Source organism: Virgibacillus sp. L01 (genome assembly GCF_052246775.1).
In the GTDB taxonomy this organism is placed as follows: Bacteria; Bacillota; Bacilli; order Bacillales; family Amphibacillaceae; genus Lentibacillus.
In genome coordinates this window covers 59,822-76,556 of the sequence record NZ_JBQQCP010000009.1, presented here as the reverse complement: position 1 = coordinate 76,556, position 16,735 = coordinate 59,822, and the positions used below count along the sequence as shown (strand labels likewise).

Sequence of the window (16,735 nt, the reverse complement as noted above, 5' to 3'; positions counted from 1 at the left end):
TATGGTAATAAATGGGGGGCAGAAAAAATGAACTGGCCGGTACTGAGAGATTTAAAATCTATGCTCGGTTTCTCCATATCAATTTTATTAGGGGTAATTGCAATAGTACTAGCAGCAAACAGTAGTAATTACTGGGTGTTATTTATTGTTGTTGCGTTAAGTTTAATGTTCATTAGTGTGAATAGAGCTGACAAAATATATAAGCAAAATTTATAGAGATATAAAATTATTAGAGAGATCCACTAACTCTTAGTCTCGTGAAAAATGGAGGAATAGCGTTAACACAGTGAAAGGGGTGACCTAATGAAATTTGAAGATCTGGTAAAGGACAAAGGGTATGATATTTCATTTGAAGGTATCCTGGAACCAAGAACAAAAGAAGTAAGGTTGAGGATAACTGTAAATAAAAGTGAGGATTTAACTACTTACTTATACACCCAGATTCTGACAGCGAAGTGACAACCTTACAGATCGACTTTCCAAATTATGTTACATATTCCGTAATTTACGATGATGAAGTATATAAAGGTAAGGCATTTCGAATCTATGATATTATTTTGATTTTATAAGCAGGAAATCGGCGTTGCCAGACAAAAGTTTAAGGCATTTTTCATTGGCTTGTATTGAACATAAGGTAGATATAATTTCCTAGTATGAACCAATAATTTCGAAAATAAATTAAATAGAAATGTGGGAATGGATATGATATTACATACTGACGTTTTTGGTGATGGAGAACCTATTGTATTTCTTCATACGGGTTTGCAGACAGGTTTAATAGATTTTGAATACCAGAAAGAATATTTTAAGGATAAATTTAAAATCATTCTTCCCGATTTAAGAGGCCACGGCAAATCAATTGAAAACAACTTCACCAATTTTTTCGATGACTCAGCTTCAGATGTTGCTGAGACACTCAACGATCTGGGTGTGGAATCTGCACATATTGTGGGTTGCTCATTAGGTGCTTTGGTTAGTTTATGCTTTGCGAAAAAATATCCAAATAAGGTAAGGAGTTTGACCATTTCAGGTGTTCTGGCGGAAAAACCAGATAACTGGCTCGAAATGCACAAACAAGATGCAGAACATCAGGCTCAATTATTATTAGATGATGCTATGGTAAATTACTTTGACAATCTGCATAGTTCTGATTGGAAGCAGTTTTTGTATATGGCTAAGGATGAAGATTGGTATCCATTTCAGCAGACAAAAGATTTCAATGGTATTGAATCACCCGTTCTGTATATGGTTGGTGAAGGAAATAAGGGTGAAACAAACAGTGCTATATTATACCAAATAATGAAAGAAGATGTTCATGTATCTATAATTCCGTTTGCATCGCACCTAGTTCATTCCGAACAGCCAGAATTATATACAAAAATATTAGAAATGTTCCTGCACGACACGGATCAGAATATCGAACATGGCATGAGGTGACGATATGGAAATGATGCTACTTATTATCTTTTATATAGTGGCCATCCCATTATCTATCTTACTTCATGAAGTTGGCCATGCAGTTGGAATTATTGCTTTTACACGCGAAAATGCAAGAGTTTTCCTCGGACCTGCTAACACGAGTAATAAAGAAATCTTTAAGATAGGTAGAATGCATTTCCATATTACTTTAGCTTTTTTCGGTTATTGTAATTTTTCAAAAGGAGATGTAAAGCAAACAAACTTTCAAAGAGGAATTATTGCGGCAGGCGGTCCAACAATGTCACTCTTTTTATCAATCCTGTTTTATATTTTTTCCATTTGTATAACGCAGCCAGAGATTGGGAAGTTTGCTGCCGGTATTTCACTGTTTAACATGTTAAATTTTCTTCTTACGATTATACCAATAAAATATCCTAAATGGTGGGGGCCATACAAGGGTTTTCCTTCTGATGGATACAGAATATATATGGCTGTGAAAAAGTAAAAGACGCACTATGATTGGCACCCCGGATTTTTCAATTAAGTCATTCCAAGGGCAAATAAATTGTGATAAGATTCAGTTAGATTGTAGTCTAACTCGATAGGCAGGGCATTTAAATTGAAATTTTTCACGAAAAAGAAGTTACTAATCATACTGGCAATAATTGTTTTCACAATTGCGCTCTCCTATCATCAAAATAACGTTTTAACGACAACGGAATTAGATGTTCACTCTGGTGAAATCCCAGAAAGCTTTGATGGTTATAGGATTGTTCATCTGTCTGACTTACACAGTAAATCTTTTGGAGAAAATCAAAAGAGATTAGTAGAACGTGTTAAAAATGAAAATCCTGATTTAATAGTATTTACCGGAGATATAGTCGATCAAAAAGACTTTAATAAAAAGCCGGGCATTACATTAATGGAAAATATGACTGCAATTGCACCTGTATATTTCGTAACTGGAAATCATGAATGGTGGTCAGAGGAATATAGTTCCCTGGAGAATGACTTAGAAACTGCGGGAGTCAATGTGCTTCGGAATTCAAGCGAACTAATTCAGGTGAATGGTAGTAGTATTGCAATTTTGGGTATTGATGACCCTGCAAGAGCCGAAAATTCCTATTCTGAGAAAGGTATCGTAAGTGAATCTATAAACAGCCTTAAGATGAGTGCTGAATTCTCAATTCTTTTATCACATCGGCCAGAAATGTTTTCCGTATACCAGAATCATAACATAGATCTTACTTTTTCCGGTCATGCACATGGTGGTCAGTTTAGGTTGCCGTTTATTGGTGGAGTAATTGCTCCTGACCAAGGCCTATTTCCAAATTATACAGCAGGAAAATATGTTAAAAACGGCTCTGCAATGATTGTTAGCAGAGGACTTGGTAATAGTATTATTCCTCAGAGAATCTTTAACCGTCCGGAAATTGTAAGTGTTACGCTGCATACAAAATGATTAATAATTCAGAGGTTGATAGTCTTTAGGACAGGAGGGGGAGATTTGAAAGTAATTATCTATATAGCCTTGTGCCTCTTGTTAGGCATTATGGCAACCTTAGCCTTAACGAATACATTTCCATTCAATTCTGGTGGTATAGGCAACCCTACCGCACGGGATATTTTAAAAGGCAACCCTGATGCGGATATCCTTAAGTTAGATGGGTTAATCTATTCAAATGTCTCGAATAGGGAATGGCTAGATGATAATCGTTATACCAAGGGTGAAAAAATTGGTGAAATTAAAAGCAGACAACAGCCACATGGTGGTACAGGAACTTTTTTGCAACTAAACTTCCAAAAGGTACCGAAATTTTTATGTCAAATGGTAAGGATTATGGTGAGAATCCCCCTTCATTAGTAATAGTAGAAATAAATGATGAGGATTTAGTATACCAAGCCATGGTGGAGGGATAATTTCAGTTAAAGTTATGGAGTGATAGAGTGCTTTCAAGTGTCTTATGGGGAATATTCTTGGTTATATTTATTTTTTTCATGATTTTTCTCGACAAACGTAAAAAGAAAAGACGTAGTAACAATCCACATCGTGAAAAGACGGAACAGGAAAAAGAAACGGAAATTGCAGTTGAAAAAGAAAGAGGGAGACGCCCGTTCGGTGGTGGAGGGGCTATGTAACTGAAAATTGACAAAGGAGAACTTATGGATATTAGACTATTAGATGCATCAGATGCAAAAAAATACTGGAAATTAAGACTAGAAGCATTAGAACAAAATCCAGAGGCGTTTGCTACAAGCTATGAAGAGGCAATAAGCAGAGAAAATCCAGTCGAAGGTGTAGCAAAGAACCTATCAAAAGAGAGGAGCTTCACATTTGGAGCATTCCATAATAATGATCTGATTGGTGTTGTTACTTTAATGCAGGAAGCGCCGTTGAAACTAAGACATAAAGCAAACATATTTGCAATGTATGTAAGTCCTAAAATGCGTGGATTAGGTGTGGGTAATGAAATTCTATTAGAGGCAATCAACCACGCAAAATCAATGAAAACAATAGAAAATCTTATTTTAACGGTCGTAACAACGAACGAAAGCGCAAAGAAACTTTATAGTAAACTAGGCTTCAAGGTATTCGGCACGGAAAAACGTGCACTCATTATTCATGATATTTATTATGATGAAGAGTATAGGGTATTGTATCTTAAACAATAAAAGCAGGTGTAGAAAATATGGAAACCAAAAACCTTCCTAAAAAGATACATATTTTAGGCTCAGTTGGAAGTGGAAAGACGACATTAGCAAAAAAATTAGCATCTAAGTTAGAAGTTCCTTATTATGAATTGGATAATGTTGTATGGAAAAGACACAGAGCCGGGGACATAAGACGATCTGAAAAAGAAAGAGAAGAATATTTAAATACTTTAATCGATTCTGATGCTTGGGTAATTGAAGGAGTTCATAACGAAGAATGGGTATCGAAAAGCTTTCATAATGCGGAAGTGATAATTTTTTTAGATACAAAATATGCGATCAGGAACTATAGAATTTTGAAACGTTTTATCCTACAAAAACTTGTCTTAGAAAAATCAAATTATACGCCCACACTTAAAATATTTTTCAAAATGTTTAAATGGAACAGGCGGTTTGAAGAAGAAGGAAAGCCCAACTTCTTTGAAAAGTATGGAATGTATTGTAATAAGACAATCGTTGTTACAAATAAAAAACAGCTTGAAGATTTATTTTTATAGAAGGAACTGATAATAGGCTTTATAATAGCAGTTTTAGCTATTCTTTCATCAGCAGGTTTTCTATTCTTTCTGGGGAAATCAGATGATAATCGGAGTTCCGAGGACAAAGATAATTAATCTGCTTCTATTGGCTGAATTATGGATAAAATAAGTCTTAAAAGCAAATAAAAAATCACTGGAGGTAATAACTTTGGCAACAATTGAAGATTTTATGGAACTGGATATTCGGATTGGGACTGTAGTGAAAGCATCCCCCTTCCCTGAAGCACGAAAACCGGCAATTAAGTTGGAGGTTGATTTTGGCGAAATAGGCATAAAGCAATCTTCTGCTCAAATCACACATCGTTATGAACCTGAACAGCTAGTTGGACGTCAAGTAGCAGGAGTAGTGAACTTTCCTCCAATGCGGGTGGCTGGTTTTAAGTCTGAGGTCCTGGTGATAGGCGGTGTGCCGGGTAAAGATGATGTGGTCCTTCTGAGGCCGGACGAACCTGTCGAGAATGGCACTCGTGTATCTTAATGAGAAAGGTAGAAGTCACACCATATAATGATCAGTGGCCATTAATGTTTAAAGAAGAAGCGGAAAAATTAAGCACAATTTTTGGCCAAGAGGTTTTAGAAATCCATCATATTGGCAGCACGTCAATACAAGGACTCGAAGCGAAACCAGTGATTGATATCATGCCAGTTGTTAAAAATATCAGTGTGGTTGATTCCTGCAACAGATCAATGGAAAGCATCGGATATGAGGCAATGGGTGAGTATGGAATAGCAGGTCGCCGTTATTTTCAGAAGGGTGGAGATAATCGAACACACCATATTCATGTATTTGAATCAGGGAGTCGACACATTGACCGACATCTGGCATTTAGGGATTATCTACGTGCTCACCAATATGTTGCAAAAGATTACGGAACCTTAAAGCGTAATCTTATGGAACAGTATCCCTACGATATGGAGTCTTACATAAAGGGAAAAGAAGCGTTTGTCATGAAAACAGAAAAAAGTGCTTTAGCATGGTATAACATGCAATAATTTAATTAGAAAACTTGGCTTATCGCCACTCTATAATATAGATAAGCGTTAGTTGCACTTATGCAGTAAGAATGTATTTATACTTTTGTTTGAAAATGCCTCTATAACTTAATTTGGCGGACACAGGAGACGCTATTTCAATAAAAAAGTGACTTTCTCGAAGTTATCGGACACAGAAGCCCTTATTATACAAATATCATTGTTGTTTGACTGTATTTGTGTGAAATAAGGTCCTTGGTGTCCGTAAACAGCACCATTTTCGTGGATTTTTGCCAAATAAGGTCCCTGGTGTCCGCTAACCTCAAACTTTCTATATGAAATTAATTATCATGATAGCAGCCATGGTGGTTTCCTAACTGCCGAAAAAGAGAACCTTTAACAATTAAAGGTTCTCGAAAAATTAATTTTCCATTATTCGTTGTTTACGCTGATCTTCTTCAGTTAAGAAGGTTAAAAAGGTGTGGAACCCAAATTTGGGTTTAGCCTTAATGTTCTGAACGTATTCATTTTTAGCATAATCATTCATATGCTCACTTTTATTAATTCTTTCAATGATATGCTCCATGCTTATCTGCTGCATTTCTTTTTTAACATGTTTTGATTCTTTATATAATGCGATACCAACTGCTCCCATTAAAGCGTATAACGCCAGATAAAGCATATTGTCCATATTCCATCCGCCTACGATTAATAACAAAATCAGATTCGTAAATGAAATGGCCAGTAACGGTATCGCAATTAAAAGGTATCTTGAACCCTTTTTCAACTGTGGCTTAACTATATCGGTAATTGTCTGTATTTCCTTTTCAATAAAGGCAGGCATATTATTCATCATGAAACTATTCATAACCAAACATCTCCTAACATTTTGGTTTTTAAGAAAACTTCTTAACTGCTAAAAATAGACCTAACCATCATATATGGTAAGGTCTTGCTAACAACGAAACGTTGGCAGCAAAGCGTGACCATTTCACGAATTTTGAATAGAGATTGTGTACTCATAACTCGGAAATCTCGAACTCTATAATGACAACTTTGCTGTTAAAATTATTCCCAAAAGAATTACATTATAAAAACATTATATAATTTTATTCTTATATTGTCATAAATTTTGCTCAGAAATTTTGTTAAATAATTATTACGAGAAAGGAATTGATTGCAATGTCGAAGGTTACACCATTTCTAATGTTTCAAGGAGATGCCGAAGAAGCAATGACTCTATATACAACGCTGTGGGAAGATTCAGCAATAACAAGAATTACGCGTTATGGTTCCAATGAATCAGGTGAACAAGGAAGTGTTATGCAAGCTGCTTTCTTACTAAAAGGACAAGAAATTATGTGTATTGACAGCAATGTAAAGCATGAATTTACGTTTACACCTTCAATGTCTTTGTTTGTTACCTGTGATACAGAAGATGAAATTAACAGGATCTATGATAAATTAATTGATGGTGGTGAGGCACTAATGCCGTTAGATGACTATTCCTTTAGTAAAAAGTTTGGCTGGATTACAGATAAGTTTGGAGTATCATGGCAAATAAATCTTCCAACTAGTACCCTCTGAATAATTTATATTTTAAGAACAAATTATTCAAATATTGAAACTTTATAAAAATGTAATCGTACTGTAATATATCCACTTTTAATAGTGGATTGAATCATAAATTTTAATAAGGGAGCGGATTTTTTACATGTTTCAAGATGCATTATTTTTAATGATTTTAGCGATTATTGGTGTCGTAGCAATTATTGCAGGAGCAATAGCGTTTTTCATTTTTAGACTGCGCTATAAAACAGCAAGTTCTAATGAGGCACTGATTGTAACAGGGCCAAAGCTTGGAGATCCTGAGCAGGATACAAATGTATTCCAGGATGAAAATGGACGTTCGGTTAAAATTATACGTGGCGGTGGCTATCGTTTGCGTATGTTCCAAACCGCTACACCAATTGATTTAACGTCATTCCAGCTGAAAGTTGACTCTGAGAAAGCATACACAAAGGAAGGTATTCCAGTTCGAGTAGTCAGCACAGCTGTTATCAGTATTGGAAGTGAGTTAGCGATTATGGCTAACTTTGCTGAAAAATTCCTTGGTAAAAAGCAAAATGAACGTGAATCTGAATTAAGAGATGTATTAAACGGGCATTTGCGTGCGATTATCGCTTCACTTTCGATTGAGAAGATTTACAACGATTTTAAAGAAGTAAATACACAGGTGAAGAAAATTGCGGAAGCAGACCTTAAAGGTATGGGTTTTGAAATCACATCTTTTGCCTTGAATGATGTTGAGGATGTTGATGTTGAGAATGGTTATATTGATGCCTTAGGGCGCCCGCATATAGCGGAAGTACAGAAGCTTGCAGATCAGGCAGAATCTGATGCGGAGAAAGAAACACGCATTTATCAGGCACAAAATGATCAGGAAGCACAGGATGAAGAAAATCGCCGTTTAACAGCGATAGCCCAATCCAAGAACGACAAAGATATTAAGGAAGCTGAATTTGAAAAAGAAACCAATCGTGCAAGAGCAAATGCAGAGCAAGCTGGTGAGCTGGAACGTCAAAAATTAGCCCAGCAGGTAAAAGATGAAGAACTTAAAGTACAATATATTGAAAAACAGCGTGCCGTTGAGCTTGAGGAAGAAGAAAACAAACGTCGCCGCTCAATAGCAGATGCTGAAGCATATAAAACGACGAAATCAGCTGAAGCAGAAGCAGAAAAGGGCCGCATTAAAGGTGAGTCAGAAGCAGAAGTTATTCGTCAGCGTGGTATTGCCGAAGCTGAATCGAAAGAACGCATGGCAAAAGCGATGGAGCAATATGGGGAAGCAGCTATTGTAGAAATGCTTATCAATGTGCTGCCTGATTACGCTGAAAAAGTTGCCGCTCCACTATCACAGATTCAGGATATGAAAGTGATTGATATGGGCGGAGAAAATTCACAGGGTGGTACATCAAAAATAACAAACAGTGTGACGTCAACGATGCTCGGTATTCAGGAATCATTAAAAGAAACAACGGGAATGGATTTGAAGGCAATGCTTGAAAGCTATGTGTCCCGTGGAAATGCCGATCACTTTGGTTCACAAAGAGAAAAGTATTATCATGAAGCCTCAGCAGCTAAAGGTTCAAATGAGGAAACACCATCAACTGCTGATGAAGCTGCAGGTGATCAATAGATATAGGATAAATTTCGGCGCAATTCTTAAAATGAGAATTGCGCTCTTTATTTGGATTGTTATTCACGATGAAGTTTGATCCTACCCTTTAGAATTTACAGCAAAATGGTATATTCCTTTTCATTTTGGGCATTAATCGAAGTAGCAAACAACCATTTAAAGGATGATTTATTTGACTAAAGAAGATAAAAATTTATTCATAGCAGCTGTTATTCTTGGATTGGGATTACTGGGAGCTGTGGACGGGATTGTTTTTCATCAGTTATTGCAATGGCATCATATGGTACTTAATCCTAACATTAAGCTTGAAATTATCACCGATGGCTTATTTACTGCTGCATTTTCGGCTTTGCTTATTTGGGGTGGTATTAAAATTTTCCAGGATGCAAGACAGAATAAACTTGGCCATAGTTGGATGATTTTCAGCAGTGGCATCTTTATAGGTGGTGGAGCATTCAATATTGTTGAAGGAATAATTGATCACCATATATTACAAGTTCATCGCGTTAGACCATCAGCTGAAAATCCCCTGCTATACGACTTAGTTTTTTTAGCCATTGGAGTTTTACTTGTAATTATTGGTTTTCTTATAAAGCGTAGGTATCAAAGTGGGTGACAAGTATGTATGATTTATCTAATCAAAGAGGAACAAGGATGAAAAAGATAAAGAGTTTTACTGGCTTGATAGTAATATTTTTAGTATTATTTCTTTATTTTATAAATCAGAACTCGCACTTAATTAATAGTGAAGGCCATATAACCCATAATCCGGTTGAGATACCAGAAGGATATAAAGTACCTTCTGTAGAGGTGCAAGTTTCACAAGACCGATCGAATACATGGCTCTTACATCTCAAAACAAAGCATTTTACGTTTGCACCTGAAAAGGTAGGGTCTGACCGTCCAAGCTATAATGAAGGTCATGTTCATTTATACATAAATGGTGAAAAGATAAACCGACTATATGGAAATTACTTTAATTTAGGTGATCTGGAGGAAGGAAAAAATAAAATAAGAGTATCACTTCATTCTAATAATCATGGGGCTTTAGTTTATAAGGGAAAGCCGATTGAAAATAGTAAAATTGTGGAAGTTTCATCATAGGTTGATAAGTTGCAAAAAAGCACCGCAAATGCGGTGCTTTAAATTTAATATCATTGATTGTCCAAGGATTCCACATTTCTATCTGCGATAATCCAGCCGTCTTCCTGATATTTATAGGTAACGGTCAGACGGATATTCCCTCTGAGTTGGCTTTCTTGTTTCTGTGCTAATTCGTATTCCTTATCATTGTTTTTGGTTAAGTTATATTCTGTATCGAAATTAATTAGTGGTGGACCTTCTGACTCACTTACAAAAAGTTCTCCATCTCTGACACGGAAAAATTGATCTGCACTTTCTACTGCTAAGTCCTGACTCATTATTTTGGTAAAGGCATCAATCAGTTCTTGTTTCGTGTCATAATTTACTACCTCTTCTTGTTCATTGTATTCTTGCATGATCATGCTTTCATACTGATTTTCCAAGTCCTCAAGCGGTGGTTTTTCCGGTTCAACTGTCTGTACTTTTGGATTTTCACTTGGCCCAGAAAGATTTTCATTTGAATCCGTCGCATTATCCTGTAATGAATTAAAGGTGATATAGGCCGGAATCATTAATAAAAGTAAAAGTGTTGCTACGCTCAATATTCTTTTGTTCCACATTGAAAAAACGCTTCCTTTATTTTTCTTAGAGATATGCTGCATCACCTGTTCACGGCTCTCATCAGAAAACTCAATGTTGTTTAAGCTGGATTTTTTTGAGAATTCGTTTAGTCTTTCCATCATTTATGGTCCCCCTCCAGTTTTTCTCTCAGCATTAGACGAGCTCTTCTTAATCTTGACGAGACTGTTGGCACTTTGACATTGAGCAATTCACTGGTTTCGTTGATTGAAAGTTCTTGAAAGTGATAACAGATGATTACTTCACGGTATTTAACAGGAAGGGAAAGAACTTCTTTCGTTAGTTCGTCATGCTGATCCTTCTTGGTCATCTCGGTTTCTGGAGATGGAGCCGTGCTTTTAATCCAATGAGAAAAATCTACATTTAAACGCAGATGTTTTACCCATCCGCTTCGAAAATGATCCTTGCATTTGTTGATAGTGATGCTGTTAATCCACGGTTTAATAGCTGCACCCTTCTTAAGATGATGTATCTTTTTATAACATTTAATGAATACATCCTGTGCAATATTTTCAGCAGTCTGTACATCTTTGACATAGGAGTAGGCCAATCTTGTAACCTGTGACCCGTAATGTGTCATCAATTCTTGAATTAATTGTTCTTTATCGATTTCGTTGTTCCGGTATTGTTCGACAAATTTATCCAACGAGGCACCGTCCTCCCATTTCATAATTTTTTTCTATATATAAGACGAATTAAAAGAATAAAACATTCATTTTAAAAATAAAAAATTTGTTTAGGTATTCTTATGATACCCATCTATCCGGTTGACCTTCTTGATTAAAGGAATTTGGACATATTTAGCGAAATATATAATAGTAGGAAGTTCTTTGATTTTGGGGGTTATGATGCTGAGAATAATTTTATTTACTACGATTTTGGTCTTTACAATAGCAGGCTGTGATAAACAGGATTCGACGCAATCCGTTCAGGAGCAGATTAGTGATGAGGTCAAATATAATATTGAAATTCCAAATTTTCAAGGCTATGTTATGAACTTTGCTAGTATTAAATATCCTCCTGTTGGCAAGAACAAGATAGTTCGATTGGGGTATACCACTGAAAAAAACAATCTACCTGAGCTAACTAAGGAAGAAAAAGAACTTTTAAGAAAAGGGCATAACATGAATGTTTTATTTGGGAACCCTGACAGCAATAATGACTTTTATATTGAGGTAAGTAACTCTGAAACTAAAATAGTTAACTCTGAAGTTACAACTATTTCAGGAGAGAAAATTCAAACTTTAACTGAAGATAAGCATGCAGTATTTACAATTAATACTGAAGAAGGTTCGTACAATTTAAATGTGATATTTAATGATGAAATAAATAAGCAGGTTTCATATAATATTGCAGAACAGCTTGTTAAACAAATAGTACACTAGTAAAGCTTAACATAAAATATCCCAGAGGATGAGGACGCTTGAAACCCAAGTATTTATTAATTTACAGCCTGTAACCATCAGCCAACCATAAATATGACCGAAACACTAATTGAAGTTCACAAATCCAGGATAGGGAGCGGGTAAGAATGATAAAAACAAAGTGTTTTTTCTGCAAAAAGAATTATACAATTGATTATTCAGATGCTCAGTACCAAAAAATTAAAAAGAATCCAAAAGCACACTATGTCTGTAAAAAGTGTAACGAATCAATGCAAAGGGAAGCTCAATCTACTACTGGCTTAGATCCGGATGTAATTGATAAATACGGTAAATTTTTACGATGATGTTATGATTATTGTTCGAAGGAGGATTAGTCAATATGTTCTGGGTAATATTCTTAGGTGTGTTTATATTTCCGGTTTTGATTTTTGGTATAGTAGTTGACTTGAAACGCAAAAAGCGAACAAACACAAATTACGGCCAATACAAAACTTCTAATTCTAATGCAGGTGAAAGAAACCATTATTCAATGGGTGAGAATATTCGTGGGGATTAAAATTTTCAAGGGATTTGAGCGTGTGCTTTAACGGAAAAAGTTGATGTAGATATAATTCGAAAATTAGGAGTCGGTGAAGAAGTTTATATGGAGGTAGCGATTTGTCAAAGCAAAACATAATTTATAGTGTAGCAATTGGAATTCTCGTGATCATTAGCCTATTAAACTACGTTAAAATTAGTAATGTAGAGGACCGGATGCAGACGTTAGATAATATGCAAGGTCAGATTCAGAATGTAAACAATTCGGTACGAAACATATCTTCGCAAGTAAATTCACAAATGGATAAATTTTTACAAGAGCAATTATGGATACCTGATAAAGAATATAAAATTACTAATGTCAATCTTGAGGAAAATACAATTGACGTAATTTTGGAATGGAGTTTACGTGACCTGTCTGATGAAGAGAAAATAGCTTTTTTATATCGAGAAGAAGGTACTCAGAAGTGGTCGGAGCTTGAAGTTAAAAATAAAGGTGGGCTAAACTATTCTCTAGGGCATACTTTTCCATTGAACGGAAATTATGAAACACAAGTAATTGCGACATCAGCGGATGGAAAGAGAAGTGAGGACTTGTTAAACCTGAAATTTAAAGAACAGTTAGATAATCGAATCATGATCGATGCTTTTTTACATCCAAGAGGTAATGGACAATTTGAAGTGAACATAAACATTCATAACCGCTTAAAGCAGGAACTTATGCTCGCAGAAAATAAAGATGATTTAAAAGTGAAAAGTGCTAAAGCATATCTGTACGTGAATGGAGAACCGATTAAGGAAATGGATATATTAAAGAGAAATCAGGGTATGCATTCCGATTCTTTTACGGAGGATATCAACTACCATAACTCCTACAATCTTGAAGATAAGATAGACAATGAAGCGAATATCGAACTTCGTGTCACTGTTGAAGATGGGTTGGGGTTGAAATATGAAACAATTGCAGAACCCATGTATTAGAGGGCAGAGCCAGGGGGGATACATTTGAATCCAATTATAAATATAGATTTCGCCAAAACAATTGAGCAGTCAGAAGTCGATACGATGAGTTCACGTTTAACAGCAATAAAAAGCATAGAAGATAATCCAATGAAGGTGGAAGTTAAAGATTTTGGAGCGGCAACTGCATTTTCTGTGAAAAATATTCCTGGGCCATCTTTTAATACGGTTAAAGGATTACATTATACGGATGTTAACTTGCTAGATGAAATAATTGCTTTTTATGATAAAAAAGATATCCCTTGTCGTTTTGAAGTAACCCCTGCCCATGCTTCATCTGATTTATTTTTCAAGTTAGCTCACAGGGGCTTTTACCAAACGGGTTTCCATACAGCACTATATTCAACACCATCTGTAAATAATAACGATTTACTTAATTCTGATATTTCTATTAGAAAAATAGAGGAAAATGAGTTTGATATTTTTGCTGAAATTTATGTTAAAGGATTTAAAATGCCTGACTTTGTAAAGAATGGGGTGGCAGAAAATAATAAGATTCTATATGATGATGAGAATTGGAAGTTTTATTTAGCGAGTGTAAAGAACGAACCAGTAGGAATAGGTGTGTTTTTTGTTAAAAATGGAACTGCTACACTAGCTGCTTCAGCGACCTTACCTGATTATAGAAACAAGGGAATTCATACTGCCTTGCTTATAAAACGAATCAATGAGGCACAATCAATGAATTTGGGTTTAGTTGTAGGTCAGGCCGAATTTGGAAGTACAAGCCAAACTAACATGCAACATTTAGGAATGAACATTGCATATACAAAGGCAATATGGGAGAAGGGATCAAATGATTACTCCGTTTGGAAAAAAAGATGAAGATTTACATAGCATCGTAGCCCTTTACTGTAAAACCTTTATAGGAGATACCTATACATCCCAGGACTTTGAAAGTGCTGCTAATAATATCAATAAACATACTAGTTATGGAGGTTTCAAGGGATTAAAGGCGAAAGATGAAAATGGAACGTTACTTGGATTTACATATGGCTATACAAGCTTGCCTGGTCAATTTTACCGTGAGAAGCTGGCAGCGCAATTGACAGACCTACAACAAATCAATTGGTTAAACGATTGTTTCGAGTTTGTTGAATTAGCTGTAGAAACCAAGGTTAGGCGCATGGGGGTCGGGCGGAAATTGCATGATAGACTACTAAGCAAGATTAATTATGATACATCCGTTTTAACAACTTCGGTAGAAAACAACCCTGCAATAAACTTGTACATAAGCAAAGGGTGGGAAGTTATTAAGGAAAATGCTGCAGTTATATCAATGGATGATGTTCAGGTTATAATGGGAAAGAGGATTTACCGATGAGGCATTTAATAATACCAGGAAATAAAGGAGGAAATTATCATTACTACTATATGCTTAATTAGACATGGAGAAACAGATTGGAACGCATCCCAAAAGCTGCAGGGAGCGACGGATATACCTTTAAATAGAACAGGCATTATGCAGGCTGAGGAATGCGCTGCATTTTTAGAGTCCTCGCAATGGGATGTGCTAATTACCAGTCCATTGACAAGAGCGAAGCAAACGGCTGAAATTATAAATGAAAAATTGAATATCCCTTTTGTTGAAATGGCTGCTTTTAAGGAAAAATCTTTTGGTGATGCTGAGGGGATGACACCACAAGAGAGACTAGAAAAATTTCCGGATAAAATATTTCCAAATCAGGAGGACGAGCAGTCATTTAAAGAACGAATTATGACAGGCATTCATGAAATAAACCAAACTTACTATGGTAGTATGGTTCTGCTTGTAGCACATGGCGCAGTTATTAATTCTATTCTCGGTACTGTTTCAGATGGTGAGATAGGTTCAGGAAAGACCAAACTAGTAAACGCCTGTATAAGCAATATTTATTTCCAAGAAGAAAGGTGGAATGTAAAAGATTTTAACCAGGCTTCACACCTTTCACGTTCAAGATCACTATAAGAATCCATAAAAGAAGTGAGTTATCCAGTTTGCTTTTGCTGATCACGCTCATTTCTTTTTAGCTGATTCACGACATGAGCCATCAAAAACACACCTGTCATACCTGCTAGCAGAAAACCGATGCTTATAATATATCCAGGTAAGATTCCTCCAATTGTGATGACAGCACCTGCTATAATCAGTGTCCCTTGATCCATGAAACTATTCAGTGCAAGGTAGGAGCTTCGATGGGATTCATTTGCTAAATCAGCAAGCAAACTTTGGCGAACTGGAGCGTACATTAGTTCACCAATTGAAATGAATACCATCAATCCAATCAAAAGTAATGGAGCAGAAGTGTAACTTAAAATGGCGTAGCTGCACACGTAGAGTGCCATTCCATAAATAAGCCGCTTGTAATCAGATGTTTTTTTAATTAACCAGCTTACCAGACCAACTGCTAATACGATAAGTAATGTGTTTTCTGCGTGCAAAATTCCTATCATATTTATCCCATCAATTGTAATGAATCCTAATAAGGAAGTTTCCTCGACTGTATTTTGTAAATGAACTGCTATATAATTAGTCAGATGACTTTCAAGTGATACTACACACAATGTTCCAATCAGAAAAACAATATAAATCCGGTCTTTTAAGACATGTTGATAATTGGACCATATGGATGGTGACTTTACTGCCTTGTCAGATGCTTCAACTTTTTTGGTGAATGTCTCTCTGATATAAAAGTAAGTTATGATTGAAGATAGAAGTGCTATTGAAGCGACAAAAATAAATAAATAAAAATGATATTCCTCAAACAGGAATGCTCCCGTTATAGTCCCTAGTGCTGTTCCCAAATTTGCAATCCAGTATATAGCAGTAAAAACAAATGTACGATCTTCTTTTTGTATCAAATCGTAAATCATGGAAGTTGAAACAGGAATATATATCCCATTACAGAACATGTTTATTAAAAAGAACGCAAAACTGACATAAGGCATTACCGTCCATGGAGAATTAACGAAAGCAATTGCTAAAAAGGAGATACCAAGACCCATTTCAGCAAAGACAAGAAGCTTTTTTCGTCCAATCTGATCCGACCAATAACCACCGAGTAGTCCACCTATGATACCGGAGCAAATGACAAGTACAACAAGCAGACCGGTTATTTTTGGGCCAACTAATCCTGTGAAATAAACTGCGATGTAAGGCATGATGGTGGCACTTGCCAGGACAGTAGCAAATTGCAAATACAAGCGAATTTTAATAGATTTATGCAAAGAGTTGAATCGTTTCATTTAGC

Annotated in this window: 26 protein-coding genes; 22 read left to right on the top strand and 4 right to left on the bottom strand. The window is 35.8% G+C overall.

The window, feature by feature from the left end; genetic code table 11:
- The first annotated feature begins 27 nt into the window (after positions 1 to 27).
- The 11 genes from ACTWQM_RS16030 (at position 28) to ACTWQM_RS15980 (ending at position 5,663) form a co-directional block, all read left to right on the top strand.
- The gene (locus tag ACTWQM_RS16030; RefSeq protein ID WP_443259181.1) at positions 28 to 216 is read left to right on the top strand and encodes a hypothetical protein; all 189 of its coding nucleotides are present in this window, start codon (positions 28 to 30) and stop codon (positions 214 to 216) included.
- Positions 217 to 303: 87 nt separating this feature from the next.
- Complete coding sequence (locus tag ACTWQM_RS16025; protein ID WP_443259180.1) at positions 304 to 459, top strand: hypothetical protein; 156 nt, start codon at positions 304 to 306, stop codon at positions 457 to 459.
- Positions 460 to 696: 237 nt separating this feature from the next.
- The gene (locus ACTWQM_RS16020; protein ID WP_443259179.1) at positions 697 to 1,437 is read left to right on the top strand and encodes an alpha/beta fold hydrolase; all 741 of its coding nucleotides are present in this window, start codon (positions 697 to 699) and stop codon (positions 1,435 to 1,437) included.
- Between the two features lie 4 nt (positions 1,438 to 1,441).
- A complete protein-coding gene (locus tag ACTWQM_RS16015; RefSeq protein WP_443259178.1) occupies positions 1,442 to 1,924 on the top strand; it encodes a site-2 protease family protein in 483 nt (160 codons plus the stop codon).
- 114 nt (positions 1,925 to 2,038) lie between these two features.
- Positions 2,039 to 2,881 carry a metallophosphoesterase gene (locus tag ACTWQM_RS16010; RefSeq protein ID WP_443259177.1) on the top strand — a complete coding sequence of 281 codons (843 nt, stop codon included), beginning with the start codon at positions 2,039 to 2,041 and terminating at the stop codon, positions 2,879 to 2,881.
- Positions 2,882 to 2,926: 45 nt separating this feature from the next.
- Complete coding sequence (locus ACTWQM_RS16005) at positions 2,927 to 3,283, top strand: hypothetical protein (protein WP_443259176.1); 357 nt, start codon at positions 2,927 to 2,929, stop codon at positions 3,281 to 3,283.
- A gap of 113 nt (positions 3,284 to 3,396) precedes the next feature.
- Positions 3,397 to 3,558 carry a hypothetical protein gene (locus tag ACTWQM_RS16000; protein ID WP_443259175.1) on the top strand — a complete coding sequence of 54 codons (162 nt, stop codon included), beginning with the start codon at positions 3,397 to 3,399 and terminating at the stop codon, positions 3,556 to 3,558.
- A gap of 24 nt (positions 3,559 to 3,582) precedes the next feature.
- Positions 3,583 to 4,092 (top strand): GNAT family N-acetyltransferase, encoded by a 510-nt coding sequence (locus tag ACTWQM_RS15995; protein ID WP_443259174.1) that lies wholly within the window; start codon positions 3,583 to 3,585, stop codon positions 4,090 to 4,092.
- A gap of 17 nt (positions 4,093 to 4,109) precedes the next feature.
- The gene (locus ACTWQM_RS15990) at positions 4,110 to 4,628 is read left to right on the top strand and encodes a shikimate kinase (protein ID WP_443259173.1); all 519 of its coding nucleotides are present in this window, start codon (positions 4,110 to 4,112) and stop codon (positions 4,626 to 4,628) included.
- 190 nt (positions 4,629 to 4,818) lie between these two features.
- On the top strand, positions 4,819 to 5,148 hold the full coding sequence (csaA, locus tag ACTWQM_RS15985) for a chaperone CsaA (protein ID WP_209481236.1): 330 nt from the start codon (positions 4,819 to 4,821) through the stop codon (positions 5,146 to 5,148).
- Complete coding sequence (locus ACTWQM_RS15980) at positions 5,148 to 5,663, top strand: GrpB family protein (RefSeq protein ID WP_443259172.1); 516 nt, start codon at positions 5,148 to 5,150, stop codon at positions 5,661 to 5,663. The genes csaA and ACTWQM_RS15980 overlap by 1 nt, the downstream gene beginning before the upstream one ends.
- 400 nt (positions 5,664 to 6,063) lie before the next feature.
- Here ACTWQM_RS15980 and ACTWQM_RS15975 read toward each other — a convergent pair whose 3' ends face one another.
- Positions 6,064 to 6,510, bottom strand: a complete 447-nt coding sequence (locus tag ACTWQM_RS15975) for a DUF5392 family protein (protein ID WP_443259171.1) — start codon at positions 6,508 to 6,510, stop codon at positions 6,064 to 6,066.
- Between the two features lie 314 nt (positions 6,511 to 6,824).
- Between ACTWQM_RS15975 and ACTWQM_RS15970 the strand changes: the two genes are divergently transcribed.
- From ACTWQM_RS15970 to ACTWQM_RS15955, 4 genes are all read left to right on the top strand, one after another.
- Positions 6,825 to 7,229 (top strand): VOC family protein, encoded by a 405-nt coding sequence (locus tag ACTWQM_RS15970; RefSeq protein WP_443259170.1) that lies wholly within the window; start codon positions 6,825 to 6,827, stop codon positions 7,227 to 7,229.
- A gap of 127 nt (positions 7,230 to 7,356) precedes the next feature.
- Positions 7,357 to 8,841, top strand: coding sequence for a flotillin family protein (locus tag ACTWQM_RS15965; RefSeq protein WP_443259169.1), 1,485 nt, complete (start codon positions 7,357 to 7,359; stop codon positions 8,839 to 8,841).
- Positions 8,842 to 9,013: 172 nt separating this feature from the next.
- A complete protein-coding gene (locus ACTWQM_RS15960; RefSeq protein ID WP_443259168.1) occupies positions 9,014 to 9,457 on the top strand; it encodes a DUF2243 domain-containing protein in 444 nt (147 codons plus the stop codon).
- A gap of 38 nt (positions 9,458 to 9,495) precedes the next feature.
- Entirely contained in the window at positions 9,496 to 9,945 is a 450-nt protein-coding gene (locus tag ACTWQM_RS15955) for a hypothetical protein (RefSeq protein ID WP_443259167.1), read from the top strand.
- 50 nt (positions 9,946 to 9,995) lie between these two features.
- Here the strand turns inward: ACTWQM_RS15955 and ACTWQM_RS15950 are convergent, their stop codons facing one another.
- Together ACTWQM_RS15950 and ACTWQM_RS15945 are read right to left on the bottom strand one after the other, a co-directional pair.
- Positions 9,996 to 10,667, bottom strand: a complete 672-nt coding sequence (locus tag ACTWQM_RS15950; protein ID WP_443259166.1) for a hypothetical protein — start codon at positions 10,665 to 10,667, stop codon at positions 9,996 to 9,998.
- A complete protein-coding gene (locus tag ACTWQM_RS15945) occupies positions 10,664 to 11,209 on the bottom strand; it encodes a sigma-70 family RNA polymerase sigma factor (protein ID WP_443259165.1) in 546 nt (181 codons plus the stop codon). The genes ACTWQM_RS15950 and ACTWQM_RS15945 overlap by 4 nt, the downstream gene beginning before the upstream one ends.
- Before the next feature lie 130 nt (positions 11,210 to 11,339).
- On the opposite strand from ACTWQM_RS15945, the gene ACTWQM_RS15940 reads away from it, so the two are divergent.
- The 7 genes from ACTWQM_RS15940 to ACTWQM_RS15910 all read left to right on the top strand — a co-directional run bounded on the left by ACTWQM_RS15940 (position 11,340) and on the right by ACTWQM_RS15910 (position 15,453).
- Complete coding sequence (locus ACTWQM_RS15940; protein ID WP_443259164.1) at positions 11,340 to 11,948, top strand: hypothetical protein; 609 nt, start codon at positions 11,340 to 11,342, stop codon at positions 11,946 to 11,948.
- A 146-nt stretch (positions 11,949 to 12,094) separates the two neighbouring features.
- Positions 12,095 to 12,292 carry a DUF2197 domain-containing protein gene (locus ACTWQM_RS15935; RefSeq protein ID WP_443259163.1) on the top strand — a complete coding sequence of 66 codons (198 nt, stop codon included), beginning with the start codon at positions 12,095 to 12,097 and terminating at the stop codon, positions 12,290 to 12,292.
- A gap of 35 nt (positions 12,293 to 12,327) precedes the next feature.
- A complete protein-coding gene (locus ACTWQM_RS15930) occupies positions 12,328 to 12,504 on the top strand; it encodes a hypothetical protein (protein ID WP_443259162.1) in 177 nt (58 codons plus the stop codon).
- A 101-nt stretch (positions 12,505 to 12,605) separates the two neighbouring features.
- Positions 12,606 to 13,466: a hypothetical protein gene (locus tag ACTWQM_RS15925; protein WP_443259161.1), complete on the top strand. Its 861-nt coding sequence runs from the start codon at positions 12,606 to 12,608 to the stop codon at positions 13,464 to 13,466.
- A 24-nt stretch (positions 13,467 to 13,490) separates the two neighbouring features.
- A complete protein-coding gene (locus ACTWQM_RS15920) occupies positions 13,491 to 14,330 on the top strand; it encodes a GNAT family N-acetyltransferase (RefSeq protein WP_443259160.1) in 840 nt (279 codons plus the stop codon).
- Positions 14,302 to 14,829, top strand: coding sequence for a GNAT family N-acetyltransferase (locus ACTWQM_RS15915; RefSeq protein WP_443259159.1), 528 nt, complete (start codon positions 14,302 to 14,304; stop codon positions 14,827 to 14,829). Before ACTWQM_RS15920 ends, ACTWQM_RS15915 begins: the two co-directional genes overlap by 29 nt.
- A gap of 21 nt (positions 14,830 to 14,850) precedes the next feature.
- Positions 14,851 to 15,453, top strand: a complete 603-nt coding sequence (locus tag ACTWQM_RS15910; protein ID WP_443259255.1) for a histidine phosphatase family protein — start codon at positions 14,851 to 14,853, stop codon at positions 15,451 to 15,453.
- A gap of 20 nt (positions 15,454 to 15,473) precedes the next feature.
- Here ACTWQM_RS15910 and ACTWQM_RS15905 read toward each other — a convergent pair whose 3' ends face one another.
- Positions 15,474 to 16,730, bottom strand: coding sequence for an MFS transporter (locus ACTWQM_RS15905; RefSeq protein WP_443259158.1), 1,257 nt, complete (start codon positions 16,728 to 16,730; stop codon positions 15,474 to 15,476).
- Between the last annotated feature and the right edge of the window lie 5 nt (positions 16,731 to 16,735).